This is a genomic window from Sunxiuqinia elliptica (genome assembly GCF_900113005.1).
In the GTDB taxonomy this organism is placed as follows: domain Bacteria; phylum Bacteroidota; class Bacteroidia; order Bacteroidales; family Prolixibacteraceae; genus Sunxiuqinia; species Sunxiuqinia elliptica.
Map to the genome: position 1 here is coordinate 1 of NZ_FONW01000008.1, position 18500 is coordinate 18500.

Below are 18500 nucleotides of genomic sequence, written 5' to 3' on the forward strand. Positions count from 1 at the left end.
GGCAGCATCTTTAAGCCAAGCCATAACCCTTAAGGGTAGTCAATCGCGAATCGGAGTTCGCGACACCAGACTGACAGCCCTCCGATGCAGCTTATCCATCAATCTAGTGAGGGCTTTACTTTGAGTGAAACCCTTACTTGCAAGCAACACATCACTGCCGAAGACGACGAGATAAACCGTCTTTTTTTTGATTTGAAATGCTGGCAATTGTACATTTGTAAGCAGACATTAAATCTCGGCTTATGGTTCTTCAAATACTGCTGGTTATTACCATCATCCTGCAATTTTTTGCTGTGGGAGTTGCAATAAAATTAACACGGGTAACGAAATATAACTTCTCATGGATCCTGTTAACCATTGGATTCATCTTTATGGGAATCCGTAGGCTTGTCGAGTTTTTACCCTTTATTAGTGACTTTGAACCCCAGGATTTAGGGGAAGTTTTTGTGTGGTTTGGAGTGGTTATTTCGGTTTCATTCGCCATTGGGGTATTCATGATTCAACGCATATTCAAGTACATGAAACGCGTGGAAGATTCCCGCCGACTGACAGAGAAAATGTTTCTGAACGCCATCATTCAAACGGAAGAAAAAGAGCGTAAACGATTTGCCAAGGACTTGCATGACGGACTCGGACCTTTGCTCTCAACCGTTAAGATGTCGGTCTCATCGCTGGCTCAGCTCGAACACGATAAAGCATCGCAAGAGATTGTTGCCAATACTGAAATGGTCATTAATGAAGCCATCAAATCCTTAAAAGAAATTTCGGACAATTTAAGCCCACATGTCTTGAATAATTTTGGTTTATTGCGGGCATTGCGCAACTTTACCAACAAAATCAATGCGACAAAAGCAATCCGGATTCAACTCAAATCAAACTTAGCCGATGAGCGGTTTAGCAATAATATTGAAGTAGTTTTATACCGGGTCGTGTGCGAGCTGATCAATAATACCATTAAGCATGCTTCGGCCAAAAACATAAGCATTGACTTACAACACCAGGAAGGCGTTTTAAGCATTGACTACCGGGATAACGGGAAAGGTTTTAATAAAGAAAAGCTGGAAGAGTTACCCATGATGGGCGGCATGGGATTTTCGAACATCTATTCGCGAATCAATTCGTTGAAAGGAGATATTCAAATTGAAAGTGAACCCAAGAAAGGGACACACGTTTACATTCAAGTAAATACTGAAAATGAATAACAGACAATATCAAATTATACTGGTCGATGACCACACCCTATTTCGTAACGGGCTTCGGATTTTACTGAATAATCAGCAGGAATATACCATTTGTGCCGAAGCAGCCAATGGCGAAGAGTTTCTGGAACTACTCGATAAGCAAAGACCAGACTTGGTGTTACTGGATATTGATATGCCTGTTATGGACGGTATTGAAGCGGCTAACCGGGCATTGAAGAAGTACCCGGAATTGAAGATCATTACCCTGTCGATGTACGGCGAAGAGGACTATTATTACAAAATGGTGGATGCCGGCGTCAAAGGCTTTTTATTAAAGAACTCGGATATCAACGAAGTCAAAGCAGCCATGCAAACTGTTTTGGAGGGCGGAAGCTATTTTTCATCGGAATTGCTACAAAACTTGGTGAGCAGCTTAAGATCGAAATCGCAACAGCACGAAAAACAGAATGTTTTATCAGAAAGAGAAACCGAAATTCTCATTTTGATTTGTCAGGGCTTCTCCAACCAGGAAATTGCCGACCAACTATTCATCTCAAAACGGACCGTGGATAAACATCGCTCGAATATTCTTGAAAAGAGCGAAAGCAAAAATACCGCTCAATTGGTGATGTATGCCATCAAAAACCAATTGGTCGAAATCTAAGACGAAAATTACCTCTCCCTCGTCTTAGCATCAGCGGTGACGAGGGGTAAAGCGATAGGTCGTTTGTAACGACTATTAAAAAGCCTGGATGAAAATGCAAACAGGCTTTGCAGGTTTGCCACCAAACTATCCTTCTACAAATACCGTTGAGCTACGCGAAGGGCTTGATTTCCGTAGGATCCACCAAACAGGTAATAGTGATTCAGAATATGGTAAAGTTGGTAAAGCTGCACACGTTCTTCCCATCCCGGGGCCAGTGGGTATTCGTTTTGATAAGCTTTCCAGGTCGTCGTTGAAAAACCGCCAAACATGGTCATCATGGAAAGTTCCATTTCCCGGTCGGCATAATAAGCTGCCGGATCAATCAAGGCCGGACCATGGGTGGTGTACAGATAGTTTCCCGACCACAAATCTCCATGAATCAAGGCTGGTTTCGAGTCGGAGGGAATCAACACAGGCAATCGCTCAACCAGCTTCAGGTAAGTGTTCTTTTCAGCCACAGAGAGTGAACGAACCTGCTCTATCTTTTCAATCAAAAACAAGATACGCTGATGGCCAAAGAACTCAATCCAATCCGTATTCCAACGGTTGTTTTGCAAGGTGGCTCCGCAATAGTTAGCCTGCTGAAATCCGAAAGCAGCAGCCGTCTTTTGATGCAACTGGGCCAAGCCAATCCCCAGGCGTTCGTCTTCCGCAGCTGTATGTCCCTCTTCCAGGTTTTCCAAAAGCAAATAGCCCGGAAGTTCATTGGCTTCGCTGGCCAAAATAACCTTGGGAATCGTTAGCTCCGATTGATCTGCTTCTCCCAACTCCTGAAGCGATTCTGCTTCGCGAATAAACAAATCATCAGGCGTTGAGCTGTTCCATTTCAGAAAGTAGCTTCCTTGATTGGTTTCAAGTTTCAGGCTATGACTGATGCAGCCCCCACCAACAGCAGACTTACGGCTTATCTGAAGTTCTGCTCCAAACTTCTCGGCGTAATCACGACTTATTTGACTGAGCAATTGTTCTTCCATAGCAACAAATTTCAGCATAATAAAAAAAAGTAGCAAACCCGCATTTTCATGCACGATTTGCTACTTTCTATATGCTTTAAAAGAAACCGAGAATTAGGCTTCCTCTTCTTCGCTTGCTTGATCTTCCGTGTTATTTTCGTCTTCTTCAAAGTTCAGCAAGTCTTTTCCTTGAAGGAGGTTATACCACTGAATAACTTTCTTCATATCAGACACATAAACACGATCTTCGTCGTATTCCGGAAGCACTTCTCCAAAATAAGCTTTCAGCTCTTCACCAGAACCTTTTTTGGCTACTTCTCCCCCGTCTTCTTTCTCACTAATGTTTTTGAATACTTCTTTCAAAGCAACTTCGCCAGTTTCTGTGAAAATTGCGATGTCCTCCAGTGCACTGATTTTAGAAGTGGAATACGCTGGCATGCGCTTGCCGGTAATCAATGACTCAACGATAATGCTATTCTTTGCTTCTGCAACCAGTTTAAAAAGTCCTGGCTGGCCTGCTATCGACATAATTCCCTTTAACATACAATTTGAATTTTATAACCTCGGCGAAGATAATATTTTCCGAGAATTAGTTCCAATATTTTAGAAAATTCCAATGGGTCAGCAACAAATTTATTTGCCGACTACTTCAAAAACTTCCGGTAATAATCGGACGTTTTCTTATCATCAAACCGATTATAAATGTTTACCAAATAAGTTGCATATTTTGAATCCTGCTCTTGTTCCCAAAGGGTTTTAAAGTATTCGGCCGACTTCCGAAAATCAGCAGTAACCTCTTTCAATGCCTGAGTTAATTTAATATGCTGAACCCGGGTATGATTCTTTTCATACGCCTTCATTTCCTTTTGATAACGGTCTTCGGCCTGGTTATAATACTTAGCGCCTAACCACTCCAAAGCTTTGGTATGATTGGGATTTACATTCAACAAAGCTGAGGCAACAGAATCAGCAACTTCTTCATTTTTCAATTGCTTTTGCAAGCTAAAGTACTCTTCCAAATATCGTTCTTCCTGTTGGCTTTCCGCACTCATTGCATTCCACAACTCGACTGCTTTTTCCCGAGCGTTAATTTCGGTATAAATTTCAAAAAGCCTGTTCGTCACTTTTTCCTGATCCGCTGTTGGGTAGCTCGCGCGGAAAAATTCCAAACTCTCTAATTCTTTCGAAAGGTTATTTTCTTGTTTATACAACTCAGCTAAGGCTACATACATCTCTGCATTGTCATAATTTGACGCCTGTGCTTGCTTTAACCAGTTCAAAGCTAATTCAGTCTTATTGGCTTTAAAGGCCATTTGCCCGGCCTCTGCAAAAAGCTCAGGAGCAATTGGTTCATTGTCCAACATTTGCTGATCAAAGTATAATTTCCAGTTTTCTGTTGCCGCTTCATAATTTCCCGCTGCAACAGCCTGTTCTGCAATGTTTCGGTATGATGTTGTTACTTTGGGAGCACTACATCCTACAAAAAACAACAGCGCAGCTCCCATTAAATGTCCAAATTTAAATCTCATAGTTCCCTTTTTTAAATCTACAGTTTTTGTCCTTTACAAATCTTGTACCAGTCATTCAAGCCATTCACAATTTGCCTGAAGTTTTTGCGTTACCATTTCCTCCTTTGCAGCCCGGATGAAAAATGCTCATTTCATAAGAAGCAATACAAAAAGGGCACTCCAAACACTTGGAATGCCCTTTAATAGATCGTATTAGTTATTAAATAACTTCAGTTTCAATCTTTTTAAATTTGTTTGAAAAAGTCGTTTCCTTTATCATCAACAATGATAAAAGCTGGGAAATTTTCTACACGGATTTTACGAATAGCCTCCATGCCTAACTCCTCAAAATCGACCACCTCTACCGATTTGATACTACTTTTCGCAAGAATTGCAGCTGGACCACCAATTGATCCCAGGTAGAAACCACCGTATTTTTGACAAGCATCAGTTACTTGCTGTGAGCGGTTTCCTTTAGCCAGCATAATCATTGAACCACCTAAACTTTGGAACAGATCAACATAAGGGTCCATCCGTCCGGCTGTTGTTGGGCCAAAACTACCTGAAGCCATTCCATTTGGAGTTTTTGCAGGTCCAGCGTAATAAACCGGGTGTTTTTTGAAGTATTCAGGCATTTCTTGCCCCTCATCAACCATTTGCTTCAAGCGGGCATGAGCCATATCGCGAGCGACAATCAAGGTCCCTTTCAAGTTCAAACGTGTTTTGATTGGGTATTTGCTCAACTCAGCCAACACTTCTTCCATTGGGCGATCCAAATCAATATCCACTGCAGGAGCTAATTCAGGAGCTTGTTCTGGTAAATATTTAGCTGGATTCTTTTCCAGTTCTTCTACAAAAATACCTTCTTCAGTAATTTTTGCTTTAATGTTACGGTCAGCACTACAGCTAACGCCCAATCCTACCGGACAAGATGCTGCGTGACGTGGTAAACGAATAACGCGAACATCGTGCACAAAGTACTTACCTCCGAACTGAGCACCCACTTCGCTTTCCTGGCAAATCTTTTGCACCTTGGCTTCCCACTCCAAATCACGGAATGCCTGACCACCTTCATTACCTTCAGTTGGCAGGTGATCGTAATAACCAGCAGATGCTTTCTTAACTGTTGCCAAAGTTGCTTCGGCAGAAGTTCCACCAATCACCAATGCTAAGTGATAAGGAGGACATGCTGAGGTTCCAAGATCTTTAATCTTTTCCTTGACAAAGCTGGTCAGGTTCTCTTCGTTCAACAAGGATTTTGTTTGCTGATAAAGGAAGGTCTTATTACCTGAACCACCACCTTTGGTAATGAAAAGGAATTCATATTTATTCCCTTGCTCAGCATAGATATCAACTTGTGCAGGCAGGTTATTTCCGGTATTCTTTTCTTCGAACATCGAAAATGGAACCACCTGAGAGTAGCGCAAGTTTCGTTCCTGGTAGGTATTAAAAATTCCCCGAGAAAGGAAATCTGCATCTTCAGCTCCTGTATATACGTTTTCACCTTTTTTCCCGAGAACAATAGCCGTTCCGGTATCCTGGCAGGTTGGAAGTTCGCCTTCAGCTGAAACCACTTGGTTCATCAGCATGGTATGCGCAACAAAACGGTCGTTATCTGATGCTTCTTCGTCACCCAAAATATTCTGAAGTTTTTCCAGGTGTGTTGGACGCAAATAAAAGGAAACATCTGCAAAAGCTTCTTTTGCCAAGTATTCCAATCCTTTAGGATCTACTTTAAGGATTTTACGGCCATCAACTTCAACAGTTGACACATAGTCCTTGGTCAATATACGGTAAGGAGTGGTATCTTTTAGAATTGGAAACGGTTTTTGATACTTAAATTCAGACATAACTTACGCTATTCAAAAGATTATTAATTATTTGGTTCTATGTATTATCCCTTTTTGTAAAAGGTCAATTTCAAAGGGTAACAAAGATAACACATTCGGATGAACGAGGGGCGAATATCCACCCCATTTTTACCGATATTCGAATTTCTTCAGATTCTGGTTTGGATTCTATCTGCTTAAAACTTCTCGCAAATAAGCAGCCACAAGCTCATCATAAGCAAGCATTAGCTCGCGTAAAGGTTTATGATCAACATTAAAGGAGTGCTTTCCTATTTTGGCTACAGGGAGAATTTTAGGCGAAGTGCCGGTAAAGAAAACCGCATCAAAATCAGCTATCGATTCACAGTCGATTTCCTTCTCAAAACATGAGTACCCTAACTCATGCAAGCAGGCCATCACTTTTTCACGGGTAATCCCACTTAAAACATGCTTCGCTGGCGAAGTATAAAACTCCTTCCCTCTCACCAGAAAGACATTGGTACGACTACCTTCCAGCACTTGATTAAGCGAATTCACTAAAATGGCATCATATAAACCATTTTCCTGAATAAACTGATTAGCCTTATTTCGAAGGTTTTCCTGAACAATTTTCACCTGAGGTTCCAAACGTTCTGCTTTTAAAAAAGCAGCTTTTACACCATGCTTATAGTCATCCGCTGATGGATAACTGTGCGGGATGAAATAAAAATAAACGACTTGTGTCCCGTTATGGTATTGCAGCAAAATCTTGACATTTCCTTCTTGACAATTATTTGCCTCAATCAACTGTTGAAGGTCTGATCGAAACTCTCTTTCTGAAATATTCAGCTGAATTCCAGCTAATTTTGAAGAAAATTTCAGCCGATTAAAATGCTCTTGGCAAAACAAACAAGCAGCGTCGACAATTCGTACAACTTCGTAAATGAGAAGGCTTTCAGCGGGTATTTTCGTTTCTTCTGAAGCAGAGATCAACTGATGATCTTGTATCAAAAATGCTCCTTGAGGATCTAACATGCTTTGAATCTTTATTTAAAGGCCATAAATTTAAGGTGGAACTCGGTAGAATAAAAGCATAAATCTTATTTATTAAATGCTTTTTACCAATTATTAATGTTTTTGCAAAAAAACAGGTATGGAACGGTATTTTGCTCTAAAAATTGCAGTAGCTTATTTCATCTTGGGCTTTCTATGGATTCTGTTTTCAGATTACTTGCTGACGTTTTTCATTGTCGATTTAGATATGCTTACCAAATGGCAAAATTACAAGGGATGGTTTTACATTGCCGTGACTGCCTTGATGCTCTATTGGTTAATCAGACGGCAAATGAAAAGAAAAAACAGGTTACTCGATGAGCTGGAAGCAGCCCGTTTAAAAGCAGAAGAATCAGACCGTTTGAAAACAGCCTTCCTTTCGAACATGTCGCATGAAATCCGCACCCCGCTTAACGGAATCTTGGGATTCAGTAATTTAATTTCGGAAGAAGATGTTCCGGTAGAACAAAAACAACTCTACCTAAAACAAATTAACAGCAACGGGAAACTACTGCTCAAAATCATCAACGACATTATTGAAGTTTCTAAAATTCAAGAAGATCAATTGGCTATTAGCTATGAACAAGTCGATCTCTCCTTAATGCTTGATAATTTTATCAAGGCTTATACGCTAAACGGAAATGTCTTTAAAAAGAAAGGACTTGAACTTCGTGTCTTGAATCGACTGGAATCAGAGTCTTTGATCATTGAAACAGATCCTTCCCGACTCCTGCAAGTGTTGGTCAACCTCATGGATAATGCAATTAAATATACTGCTGAAGGGTGGATTGCCATTGGCTACCGGCTCGAGAATTCGGAAGTGCAAATCTGGATTGAAGATACCGGCTCGGGAATTGCTCCCGAAAATCAGGAAATCATTTTTGAACGTTTTAAACAGACCTCCACCTCAAAAAAGACCGGAGCGGGCTTTGGCCTGGGCTTATCCATCAGTAAAGGAATTGTAGAAGCGCTGCATGGTACGATTGAATTGGAATCGGCTCCTGGAAGAGGAAGCCGTTTCTTAATTAAGCTGCCGACTAAAACTGCCCTCCAGACATAATCCCCTCAAAATTCAGAACATTCATTACCGTATTCTTATAACTTCTCCCAATCGGTAAATCCGTTCCGTTAATTTCTACATTGCTCGAAGTATAGGCTTGTACCTTTGTTAAAGAAATGAGGTAGGACTTATGAATCCGAAGAAAAAAGCGAGAAGGAAGTTTCTCTTCAATCTGGCTCATTCCCATTTTGGTGACGATCTTCCGATTCTGGGTATGAATTTGAATATACTCTCCCAGCCCTTCTACATATTGAATTTCGCACAATGGAATTTTAACCACCTTTTTATTTTCGCGCACAAACAAACATGGCACTCCAGCATTAAAATCAAGCTGGAAAGAACTGGTTAAATGTTGGAATTTATGAACTGCCCGCATAAATCGTTCAAACGTAATTGGCTTAAGCAAAAAGTCAACAACATCCATCTCAAAACACTCCCAGGCATACTCTCGGTGTGCGGAGGTTACAATTACATGCGGAGGACTAGCTAACGATTTCAGGAAATCAATTCCTGAAGTTAAGGGCAGATGGACATCCAGAAATATCAAGTCGATAGGAACTTCGCTCAATACCTGAGCAGCATGCTCTGTATCCATACATTGAGCGACAACATTCAATGTTTCAAATTTCTGCGTATGCCGATAAGTTATATTACGTGCCAAAGGGTCATCATCCAAAATCAGACACCTGGTTTTCATGCTTTTGTCTTTAAGGCTATTAAGAATTCTAGTAAGTCGTTTTCTTTCATTGGGCATTTTTCAATTTTGACAAAATGCCAAAAAGAAATCCAATGTTTCACTATTAAAAGACTATTAGCTCTTAAAAATGTTACACTTTTTTAGAAAAAAATGACATTAAGAATACTTTTGCAAACCTGATGTTCTGATTTTGTGAGGAATAGAATTACTATTTTACAGCGATAGTTTCTATTTCAACCAGCACGCTCAACGGAAGTTCCTTGACCGCAAAAGCAGCTCTCGCTGGAGGATTTTCCTGATAGTATTTTCCGTAAACTTCGTTCATTGCCTTAAAGTTTCCCATGTCGCTTAACAAGCAAGTTGACTTTACAACATCAGCATACGAATATCCAGCCGCTTCAAGAATGGCTCCAATGTTTTTCATGACTTGCTCGGTTTGTACGGTAATGTCTCCTTCAACTACCTGAGCTGTTTGAGAGTCGATTGGAACTTGCCCTGAAATATAAAGCGTTCCGTTTACTTCAATGGCCTGGCTGTAAGGTCCGATAGCTGCAGGTGCATTGGGTGTTGAAATAACTCGTTTCATCTTTTATTCTAATTTTAAAGTTTAATAGCAAACATTGTGTTGCTTTTTAAAACAACATTTCTACAAATAAAGTAATTTTCTTACGGACTTGATTTCGTATTTTTAGCCCAAATTTTAGATTATGACGACAACAAACATCGAACAAAAGATATTACAACTTCGACAAGAACTTGAAGATCACAACTATAAGTACTACGTATTGTCTGCCCCAACAATCAGCGACTTCGATTATGACATGAAGTTGAAAGAATTGGAAAAGCTGGAGCAAGATCATCCGGAATATCAGGATTCCAATTCCCCAACGCAACGTGTTGGAAGCGACATCAACCAAGAATTCAAGCAAATTAAGCATCAATACCCCATGCTTTCGTTGAGTAATTCGTACTCCAAAACAGAATTACAGGACTTTGACACGCGCATCCGCAAATTAATTGGAGATGATTTTGATTACGTGTGTGAACTCAAATTTGATGGGGCCTCATTAAGCTTATTGTATGAAAATGGGCAATTGGTGCGAGCAGTCACTCGTGGTGATGGCGAAAAGGGAGATGATGTAACCGCCAATGCCCGAACCATCCGGAGTGTTCCTTTAAAATTGAAAGGAACAAACTATCCTGATTTATTTGAAATTCGAGGTGAAGTTTTATTGCCTTTCGAAGTGTTTGCAGAACTTAATAAAGCTCGGGAAGAGGCCGGAGAGCCCCTATATGCCAATCCTCGAAACACGGCTTCCGGCTCATTGAAAATGCAAAACTCGGCCGAGGTTGCCAAACGCAAGTTGGATGCCTACTTCTACTATGTCTTGGGTGAAAACCTCCCAGAAGATGGGCACTACGAAACCATTCAGGAAGCTGGGAAATGGGGCTTTAAAACATCTGAGCACACCAAAAAGTGCGCCTCAATCGAAGAAGTGTTAGAATACATTACCTACTGGGATGCGGCCCGTTTTGACCTTCCCGTTGCAACTGACGGAATTGTGATCAAGGTCAATTCACGCCGTTTACAAAACAACTTGGGATACACCGCAAAATCCCCACGGTGGGCCATTGCCTATAAATTCATGGCCGAGCAGGTGAGCACAAAACTGGAGTCTGTCAGCTACCAGGTTGGCCGAACCGGAGCCGTAACTCCCGTTGCAAACCTGAGTCCTGTGCTCCTCGCAGGCACAACAGTAAAACGTGCTTCGCTGCATAATGCCGACATTATCGAAAAGCTAAACTTACATTTAGAAGATGTCGTCTTCGTCGAAAAAGGTGGTGAAATCATTCCCAAAATTGTTCGGGTTGATGAATCGGCGCGCAAAGCCGATGCGCCCAAAGTTGAATTTATTCACCACTGTCCGGAATGCGGCACAGCACTACAGCGGAACGAAGGAGAAGCCGCCCACTACTGCCCCAACGAAACAGGCTGTGCCCCCCAAATAAAAGGGAGAATAGAACACTTCATCAGTCGCAAGGCGATGGATATTGATGGTTTGGGACAGGAAACCATTGAACTGCTTTTCAACGAAGGATTGATTAAGAATAGTGCTGACTTGTACGAATTAAAAGCAGAACAGCTTATTGGACTAGAGCGCATGGGCGAAAAATCGGCAGATCGGATTCTTAAAAGTCTGGAACAATCGAAAGAAGTTCCTTTCGAACGGGTACTGTTTGCTCTTGGCATTCGCTTTGTCGGTGAGACTGTTGCCAAAAAGCTTGCAAACAAACTTATTACCATCAATGCCCTTCAAGAATCAACCTACGACCAATTAATTGAAATCGATGAAATTGGTGGACGAATTGCCGAAAGCATCGGGCAGTATTTCGATAATGAAGACAATCTTCGCTTAATTGACTCGTTAAAAAAACATGGGCTGCAGTTCACCCTAAATGAAAGTCGTCTTGAAGGAAGAAGCAATAAGCTGGAGGGATTGAGCATTGTAATATCCGGCACTTTTGAGAAACACTCGCGCGATGAGCTAAAACAACTGATTGAGAAACATGGCGGAAAGAACGTGGGCTCTATCTCGAAAAAAACATCTTATTTGCTCGGAGGAAGCAACATCGGCCCCTCAAAAATCGAAAAAGTAACAAAATTAGGTGTTCCTGTTATTTCTGAAGATGAGTTTTTAAAAATGATCGAATAGAAGTTTAAAGCGGCTCTATTCAGCTGCTAATATCTTTTATTTCAGGAGAAGTCTGCTTTTATCGAATGACTTTTTGCTTTTGGTTACACCAGACTATTCAGATCACAAACAATTTATTATTTTTGCCCTTTATCTATGAGTTTAAAAGATCAATTCCTAAGCTGGGTTTTAAATCGTAAGCAAAACGAACAAAACAGGCAAGTTCGGGCTGTCAATCTGAATAAAATAAAAACAGCTGGAATACTCTGGAAAATGGAAGATCAAAAAGTCTTCAAACTTTTGGTCAGCCAGCTGAAGAAACAGGGCATTTCGGTGCACGCTCTCTGTTTCTCCGAGCAACGAGGATCCGTTCAGGGAGAGGCTATTTTTAGTCCAGCTGATTTTTCTCTTTTCGGAAAGATTAAGAATTCGGAAATTCAACAATTCATAGATGAAAAATCAGATATTCTGATTGATATTAGCTTGAGTTCCGGGATTGAAATGCAATACATTCGGGGGCTATCAAAAGCAGCTTTTAAGGTAGGCTGGTCAAATGCCGAACCAAATTTTTTTGATATGACCATTGATGTAAGCAGTCAGAAAGAGCCAGGTTACCTGGTGGAACAATTGCTTTACTATTTAGCTGAACTAAACAAGCAGCAAGTGGTTAATGAAATAGAATAACGTAATTCATAATAATTTAAATATGACACACCCGTTTAAAGGAGCCGGAGTTGCTTTAGCAACTCCATTTAAAGAAGATTTTTCAATTGATTTTAATGCACTGGAAGACCTGGTGGAAGATCAAATTAGCAATGGCATGGATTACTTGGTTGCGCTTGGCACTACCGCTGAGACACCTACTTTGTCGTTGGAAGAGCAAAAGGAAGTAGTTGCATGTATCAAATCTAAAATCAATAAACGGGTTCCACTGGTTTTGGGTATGGGCGGTAATGACCCATACAAAATCATCAAAAGCATCGAAGAAACTGATTTTACAGATGTGGATGGAATCTTATCTGTTACTCCATATTACAACAAACCCTCACAAAAAGGATTGGTGGAGCACTACAAATTAGTTTGTAAAGCCAGCCCTGTGCCGGTTATTTTATACAATGTTCCTTCGCGAACAGGCGTAAACATGAAAGGAAGAACTTCAGTGGAAATTGCAGAGGCTTGTCCGAATGCCGTGGCAATTAAAGAAGCTTCGGGCATTTCATCTCAAGTTGCCCGTATGGCCAAACACGGGCCTGATCACTTTGCTGTAATTTCTGGAGACGATCTGCTTGCCTTGCCAGTCATTGCGGTAGGTGGAATTGGTGTGATTTCGGTAGCGGCCAATGCCCTTCCAGGCAAATTGAGCCAACTGATTCACTTGGCCAATGATGGAAAATTTATTGAAGCGCGCGAATTGCACCTGCAAATGATTGACTTCTTCAAATTGCTTTTCCGAGAAGGAAATCCTGGAGGAATAAAAGCAGCCATGGAAATCGCTGGAAAGGCGAAAAACGTTGTTCGTTTACCAATTTATCCTATTAGCCAAAAACTGTATGCCGATCTTGAAAAAGAAATGGCAACTTTGCTATAGACAAAATACCAAAAGATAAAAGAGAGGGGTAAATTTCGATTTGCCCCTTTTTTCATGCTCTTAAAAGTGTATTGGAACAAGCTAACATTTAGAATTAGGAGAAACATCCTTCCTTAAAATTGTTTATTTTGCGAGTAGAATTCAACAGCTCTATTGCTGTGTGCATTCTTGTTTTTTAAACCATGTTTTAAAGTAGATAATGACAAAAACTTCTCAAATTCCATCACCATGTTTTGTTTTGGAAGAAGACTTGCTTCGTAAGAATTTACAGTTAATTCAATCGGTTTCGCAGGCCGCTGACATTGAAATCATTCTGGCTTTTAAGGGATTTGCCATGTGGAGTGCTTTTCCGATCGTACGCGAATATTTCAAAGGTGCGACAGCCAGCTCACTCAACGAAGCAACTCTTTGTAAGCAGGAAATGGGCCGATTAGCCCATACCTATGCGCCGGTTTACGATCCGGCTGAGTTTGCAGAATTAATGGACTGCTCCAGTCACATTACCTTCAACTCGCTGAGCCAATATCAACGTTTTGACAAAGAATTGCAGCAGGCTGATCATCAAGTTTCGGCCGGGTTACGGATTAATCCTGAGTTTTCAGAAGTTGAAACAGAGTTGTACAACCCTTGTGCTCCCGGATCAAGGCTTGGAATCGTTGCAGAGCAATTGCCAGAAACACTGCCTGCAGGAATTGAAGGGCTTCACTTTCATACCTTGTGTGAATCGGGCTCTGAAGATTTGGAGAAAACCCTAGCTGCTGTTGAACAACGATTTTCAAACTACTTGCAGCAGGTTAAATGGCTCAATATGGGCGGTGGTCACCTCATGACTCGCAAAGGGTATGATATCGACCGGCTCATTCGTATTTTAAAAGCGTTTAAAAACCGTTATCCTCACCTTCATATTATTCTGGAACCAGGGAGTGCCTTTGCTTGGGAAACAGGTTTTCTGAAAGCAAGCATTTTGGATATTGTTGAAAATAAAGGCATCAAAACAGCCATGTTGAATGTCTCGTTTGCAGCCCATATGCCCGATTGTTTAGAGATGCCTTACCAACCTCGAATTCGGGGAGCACAATCAGAAGCAATTACAGGAAAGCTGACCTACCGCATGGGTGGAAACAGCTGTTTGAGCGGAGATTATATGGGATATTGGTCATTTGACAAGGAACTGGAGGTGGGCGATGAAATCATCTTTGAAGATATGATTCATTACACGATGGTAAAAACCACTTTTTTCAATGGCGTCCAACATCCATCCATTGGCATGCTTGACTCCAATGGCCAGTTTAAACTGATTCGAAAATTTACTTATGAAGACTATAAGAATAAGCTGAGCTAATTCTTCAATCATAAAAAAAGGAAGCTTGTTAGGGCTTCCTTTTTCATTCAATTATTATTGATACATTCGATTTCGTTGTTCTTTGATTTCATCACTACTGATGTAATCGTCATATTCCATTTGCTTGTCAATAATTCCATTCGGAGTCAATTCAATAATCCGGTTACAAACCGTATGAATAAACTCGTGGTCATGAGATGACATCAGAATATTTCCTTTAAACTGGGTTAAGCGGTTATTAAAAGCCTGGATAGACTCCAAATCCAAGTGGTTGGTTGGGGTATCCAATAACATCAGGTTGGCATTGGCCAACATCATTTTGGCAATCATACAACGCATCTTCTCCCCTCCCGAAAGGACTTTCGTATTCTTAAAGATTTCCTCTCCCGAGAACAGCATTTTTCCTAAATAACCACGCAAAAACTGCTCGCTAGTATCTGAGCTGTATTGCCCCAGCCAATCAACCAAGGATAAGTCTTTTTCGAAGAATCCGGAATTATCCAGAGGTAGGTATGCTTTCGTGATGGTCACTCCCCAATCAAAATCCCCCGTATCGGCTTCCGTATTTCCATATAATACTTCAAATAAAGCCGTCATCGCACGAGGATCACGCGAAAGGAAAACGATCTTATCATTCTTCTCAACCGTAAAGTTAACATCTTTGAAAAGCAAGTCGCCAGCAACCGTTTTACTCAAATTACGCACTTCCAAAATCGAGTTTCCAGGTTCGCGTTCAGGGGTAAAAATAATTCCAGGATATTTACGTGTTGATGGTTGGATTTCTTCCACATTCAGCTTTTCCAACATCTTCTTACGGCTGGTCGTTTGCTTTGACTTAGCTACGTTGGCTGAAAATCGAGCGATAAACTCCAACAGCTCTTTCTTCTTCTCTTCAGCTTTCTTATTCTGGGCGGCCTGCTGTCTTAAAGCCAATTGGCTTGACTCATACCAAAAACTGTAGTTTCCGGCAAACTGCTGTACTTTCCCAAAATCGATATCGACTGTATGTGTACAGATAGCGTCCAAAAAGTGACGGTCGTGAGAAACAACCAAAACAGTCTGATCAATATTCGATAGGTAGTTCTCTAACCAGGACACGGTTTCCAAGTCAAGGTCGTTCGTTGGCTCATCCAGTAATAAATTATCTGGTTTTCCAAACAAAGCCTGTGCTAACAGTACTTTCACCTTTTCTTTTCCACTTAACTCCTTCATCAACTTATAATGAAGATCTTCTTGAATTCCTAATCCGCTGAGCAAACTGGCAGCATCACTTTCAGCATTCCAGCCATCCATTTCAGCAAACTGATCTTCCAATTCAGATGCTTTTATTCCGTCAGCTTCGGTAAAATCCTCTTTCATGTAAAGTTGATCCTTTTCAACTTTAATCTTCCAAAGCTGGTCGTGTCCCATCATTACGGTATCCAATACCGGAGCATCATCAAACTCTTGGTGATCTTGCTTTAACACCGAAAGACGTTCTCCTGAGGCAATACTAACATGGCCAAAAGTTGGGTCCTGAGCACCATACAACATTTTTAGAAATGTTGACTTCCCTGCCCCATTGGCACCAATAATACCATAGCAATTGCCCGCTGTAAATTTCAGGTTCACATCCTGAAATAACACTCGTTTTCCGAATTGAATTCCTAGATTTGATACTGTAATCATTTGATCGATCCTTGTTTTCTTTATTACAAGGCGGCAAATGTACACTTAAAATTAAGAGCAAGCTTGTATCATGTGCGAACTTGACCGTAATTTAACCTTAGCGTCAAAAGAAAACTTGAGTTTTAGGGCTACGCATTATGAAAAAGCGCTATCGCCCGGCTGTCGCATCCGGAAGAAAACGAATGAAACCTCCCGAGGGTACTTCTACCTCAACGGTATTTTTTCGTTTCGTTTTGAGGTGGTCTTGTGCAACAAGTTGCCCCATGTGATTATACATTTCATAATCATAGCCACTTCCATCATGATTAACAACAAAAGAAATTAGTAAAGATTCCTTGGCATTGATTACGTCAATGGGCTGCTTGACAACCAAGGGAAGGCTTAGGTTGTAATCGGCATAGAGGCCATAAATGATTTTTGCTTCGTTCGCCACTTTAATGATCGGATACAGATTAGCAACCTGCATCGGTTCAAACTCTGACTCCATAAGTATCTTCCGATTCTCCTTCCAATAGTCAAGCCAAAAGCGAATGGTTTCTTTTGTATCTTCCGGCAGAGTCGTCGTGAAGAAAGACAGATGTGGATTCCCAAAGAGAATTGCCTGTAGTTTACGTGCAACCTCTTCACTTTTATCACGCGGATGTACTCCCATTATTTCCATGAATGGCGTATGTTGCCCATACAAAAGTCGATTATTGACCATTTTTTCGCGAACAACAGCAGCACTATTGATGCCAACAAAACCAGCTAAAAAGCTTTGCCCTGCTGCTTGGTCAGGACCTGCAGAAGCAAACTCCTGCCCCATAAAAATACCCGGATTAATTTTTTGTAAACGTTGATTCATCCCCTCCATTAATTGATCTACAGCAAGCTGGGTATCGATAAAATCACGGCCAAGATCATCACAAATAATGGTTGGCGCATTGGGATAAAACTCATTCAAAAAATCAAACCAAAACCCATCGGAAGGCCAGCTTTCATAAAAATTGGCATAGGTACTTACCAGGTGATTCCTGACTTCCGGATAACGCGGATCTAAAACATGAATTTGCATCGGTGCTTTATACCGAATATACCTCGGAGCAAATTTTTTAGTAATAACCGGATTTCCACCCATAAAGGGAAGCGAATACCATAGGTACAGCTTCAAACCCATTTCTTTCCGTTTCTCATTAAAAAGATGCATGGTTTGTAGGCTATTCTCATCATAATCATACATCGTATCAACCTTCATCTTAACCAATGAGCGCCATCCGTCATCAACTAAAATTGATTTGAATCCAAATGTTTTTAGAGAGTCCAGTTCACGTGCGATGTTTTCCAAAGGAATATTTCGGTGCATTGGATACCAAGTTGAGTACACCGGATAGTCATCGTTTTGTTTTTTGATGGCTGCTTGCTGGAATAAATCATTCAAGCGCCATTTAGAAGCATCAGAAACGGCTTCGGCAAAAGGAATATTCCGAAGGTCAACCAAAATGCGGACTTCGTATTCCTGCATTTGTGATATAGGAGGGTTGTCTGCAAAAAAGCCCAGACCAAAAATCAACGTATCATTCTTTTCCTGAACGAATGTACTAATGTAACGTGAATCAAATCGATCATCGGATGTAAAGGTGATTTGATTCTGATCATTCAGAGTTAAGCCAGAAACGATAGAAAAATCAGCAGCAGCCCGATCATATGATGGTAACGAGAAAAAGGAACGGTTCGACCATGTCTGAGAATTCCACAATTGATTCACTTTATCTTTTGGAAAACGAAATGTCAGAGCAAACTCGGGTGGTATGCTTGGGGCAGATGCATGCAGCCGAAAAAATACCTGGTAGCGATCAACTGAAAGCCTTTCGATTTCCAGATCAGACTTAAAAGGCCTTGTTCCTCCTATTAATTCAATTTTTTCAGCATCAATTTGAAAATTGGATTGCGCTATTGAGCTCGCGGAATGCACACAAAGAGAGATTATGGCTATAAAAATACCCAGTACTCTCACGCTGATATTTTTTGTAGTTTTCACGAAACGAATCGATTATGAAAATTTGTTCATTTCTAGCAGAAGATGGACTTCTATGCTACAAGTTAAGCCATCGCTTTTAGAAATCAAACACTAATTTGTTGCTGCTTGGCATAATTATCAGCAATAACAACAAAATATCTCCTCGTTTGATCACTCAAAAGCATGTTTTGATAGACAAAATGCCTCACTCCTATCATATTTCAAAAAGTACTCCAGAGCTAAACTT

The 18500-nt window shown here is 40.8% G+C and carries 16 protein-coding genes; 7 read left to right on the forward strand and 9 right to left on the reverse strand.

The window, feature by feature from the left end; all coding sequences use genetic code 11:
* Window positions 1–242 precede the first annotated feature (242 nt).
* On the forward strand, window positions 243–1202 hold the full coding sequence (locus tag BM156_RS13995) for a sensor histidine kinase (RefSeq protein ID WP_093920520.1): 960 nt from the start codon (window positions 243–245) through the stop codon (window positions 1200–1202).
* Window positions 1195–1845, forward strand: a complete 651-nt coding sequence (locus tag BM156_RS14000; RefSeq protein WP_093920521.1) for a response regulator — start codon at window positions 1195–1197, stop codon at window positions 1843–1845. The genes BM156_RS13995 and BM156_RS14000 overlap by 8 nt, the downstream gene beginning before the upstream one ends.
* A gap of 134 nt (window positions 1846–1979) precedes the next feature.
* On the opposite strand, the gene BM156_RS14005 is transcribed toward BM156_RS14000, so the two are convergent.
* The 5 genes from BM156_RS14005 to BM156_RS14025 form a co-directional block, all read right to left on the reverse strand.
* The gene (locus BM156_RS14005; RefSeq protein WP_170846963.1) at window positions 1980–2861 is read right to left on the reverse strand and encodes a fructosamine kinase family protein; all 882 of its coding nucleotides are present in this window, start codon (window positions 2859–2861) and stop codon (window positions 1980–1982) included.
* 93 nt (window positions 2862–2954) lie between these two features.
* Window positions 2955–3383 carry a DUF5606 family protein gene (locus BM156_RS14010; protein WP_093920523.1) on the reverse strand — a complete coding sequence of 143 codons (429 nt, stop codon included), beginning with the start codon at window positions 3381–3383 and terminating at the stop codon, window positions 2955–2957.
* Window positions 3384–3484: 101 nt separating this feature from the next.
* Window positions 3485–4369 (reverse strand): tetratricopeptide repeat protein, encoded by an 885-nt coding sequence (locus tag BM156_RS14015; protein ID WP_093920524.1) that lies wholly within the window; start codon window positions 4367–4369, stop codon window positions 3485–3487.
* 224 nt (window positions 4370–4593) lie between these two features.
* Window positions 4594–6198, reverse strand: a complete 1605-nt coding sequence (locus tag BM156_RS14020; RefSeq protein ID WP_093920525.1) for a fumarate hydratase — start codon at window positions 6196–6198, stop codon at window positions 4594–4596.
* Between the two features lie 168 nt (window positions 6199–6366).
* Complete coding sequence (locus BM156_RS14025; RefSeq protein WP_093920526.1) at window positions 6367–7191, reverse strand: aminotransferase class IV; 825 nt, start codon at window positions 7189–7191, stop codon at window positions 6367–6369.
* Window positions 7192–7309: 118 nt separating this feature from the next.
* Between BM156_RS14025 and BM156_RS14030 the strand changes: the two genes are divergently transcribed.
* Entirely contained in the window at window positions 7310–8269 is a 960-nt protein-coding gene (locus BM156_RS14030) for a sensor histidine kinase (RefSeq protein ID WP_093920527.1), read from the forward strand.
* On the opposite strand, the gene BM156_RS14035 is transcribed toward BM156_RS14030, so the two are convergent.
* Together BM156_RS14035 and BM156_RS14040 are read right to left on the reverse strand one after the other, a co-directional pair.
* Window positions 8247–8966, reverse strand: coding sequence for a LytR/AlgR family response regulator transcription factor (locus BM156_RS14035; protein WP_170846964.1), 720 nt, complete (start codon window positions 8964–8966; stop codon window positions 8247–8249). The two genes, BM156_RS14030 and BM156_RS14035, sit on opposite strands and share 23 nt — an antisense overlap.
* Window positions 8967–9174: 208 nt before the next feature.
* Entirely contained in the window at window positions 9175–9552 is a 378-nt protein-coding gene (locus BM156_RS14040) for a RidA family protein (RefSeq protein WP_093920529.1), read from the reverse strand.
* A 121-nt stretch (window positions 9553–9673) separates the two neighbouring features.
* On the opposite strand from BM156_RS14040, the gene ligA reads away from it, so the two are divergent.
* From ligA to nspC, 4 genes are all read left to right on the forward strand, one after another.
* A complete protein-coding gene (gene ligA, locus BM156_RS14045; RefSeq protein WP_093920530.1) occupies window positions 9674–11680 on the forward strand; it encodes an NAD-dependent DNA ligase LigA in 2007 nt (668 codons plus the stop codon).
* A gap of 135 nt (window positions 11681–11815) precedes the next feature.
* Window positions 11816–12343: a DUF6913 domain-containing protein gene (locus BM156_RS14050; protein ID WP_093920531.1), complete on the forward strand. Its 528-nt coding sequence runs from the start codon at window positions 11816–11818 to the stop codon at window positions 12341–12343.
* Between the two features lie 22 nt (window positions 12344–12365).
* Window positions 12366–13247, forward strand: a complete 882-nt coding sequence (gene dapA, locus BM156_RS14055; protein ID WP_093920532.1) for a 4-hydroxy-tetrahydrodipicolinate synthase — start codon at window positions 12366–12368, stop codon at window positions 13245–13247.
* Window positions 13248–13446: 199 nt separating this feature from the next.
* Complete coding sequence (gene nspC / locus BM156_RS14060; protein ID WP_093920533.1) at window positions 13447–14589, forward strand: carboxynorspermidine decarboxylase; 1143 nt, start codon at window positions 13447–13449, stop codon at window positions 14587–14589.
* Window positions 14590–14643: 54 nt separating this feature from the next.
* On the opposite strand, the gene BM156_RS14065 is transcribed toward nspC, so the two are convergent.
* Both BM156_RS14065 and BM156_RS14070 read right to left on the reverse strand, forming a co-directional pair.
* Window positions 14644–16257: an ABC-F family ATP-binding cassette domain-containing protein gene (locus tag BM156_RS14065; protein ID WP_093920534.1), complete on the reverse strand. Its 1614-nt coding sequence runs from the start codon at window positions 16255–16257 to the stop codon at window positions 14644–14646.
* A 148-nt stretch (window positions 16258–16405) separates the two neighbouring features.
* Window positions 16406–18274: an alpha-amylase family protein gene (locus BM156_RS14070; protein WP_139218289.1), complete on the reverse strand. Its 1869-nt coding sequence runs from the start codon at window positions 18272–18274 to the stop codon at window positions 16406–16408.
* Window positions 18275–18500 lie beyond the last annotated feature (226 nt).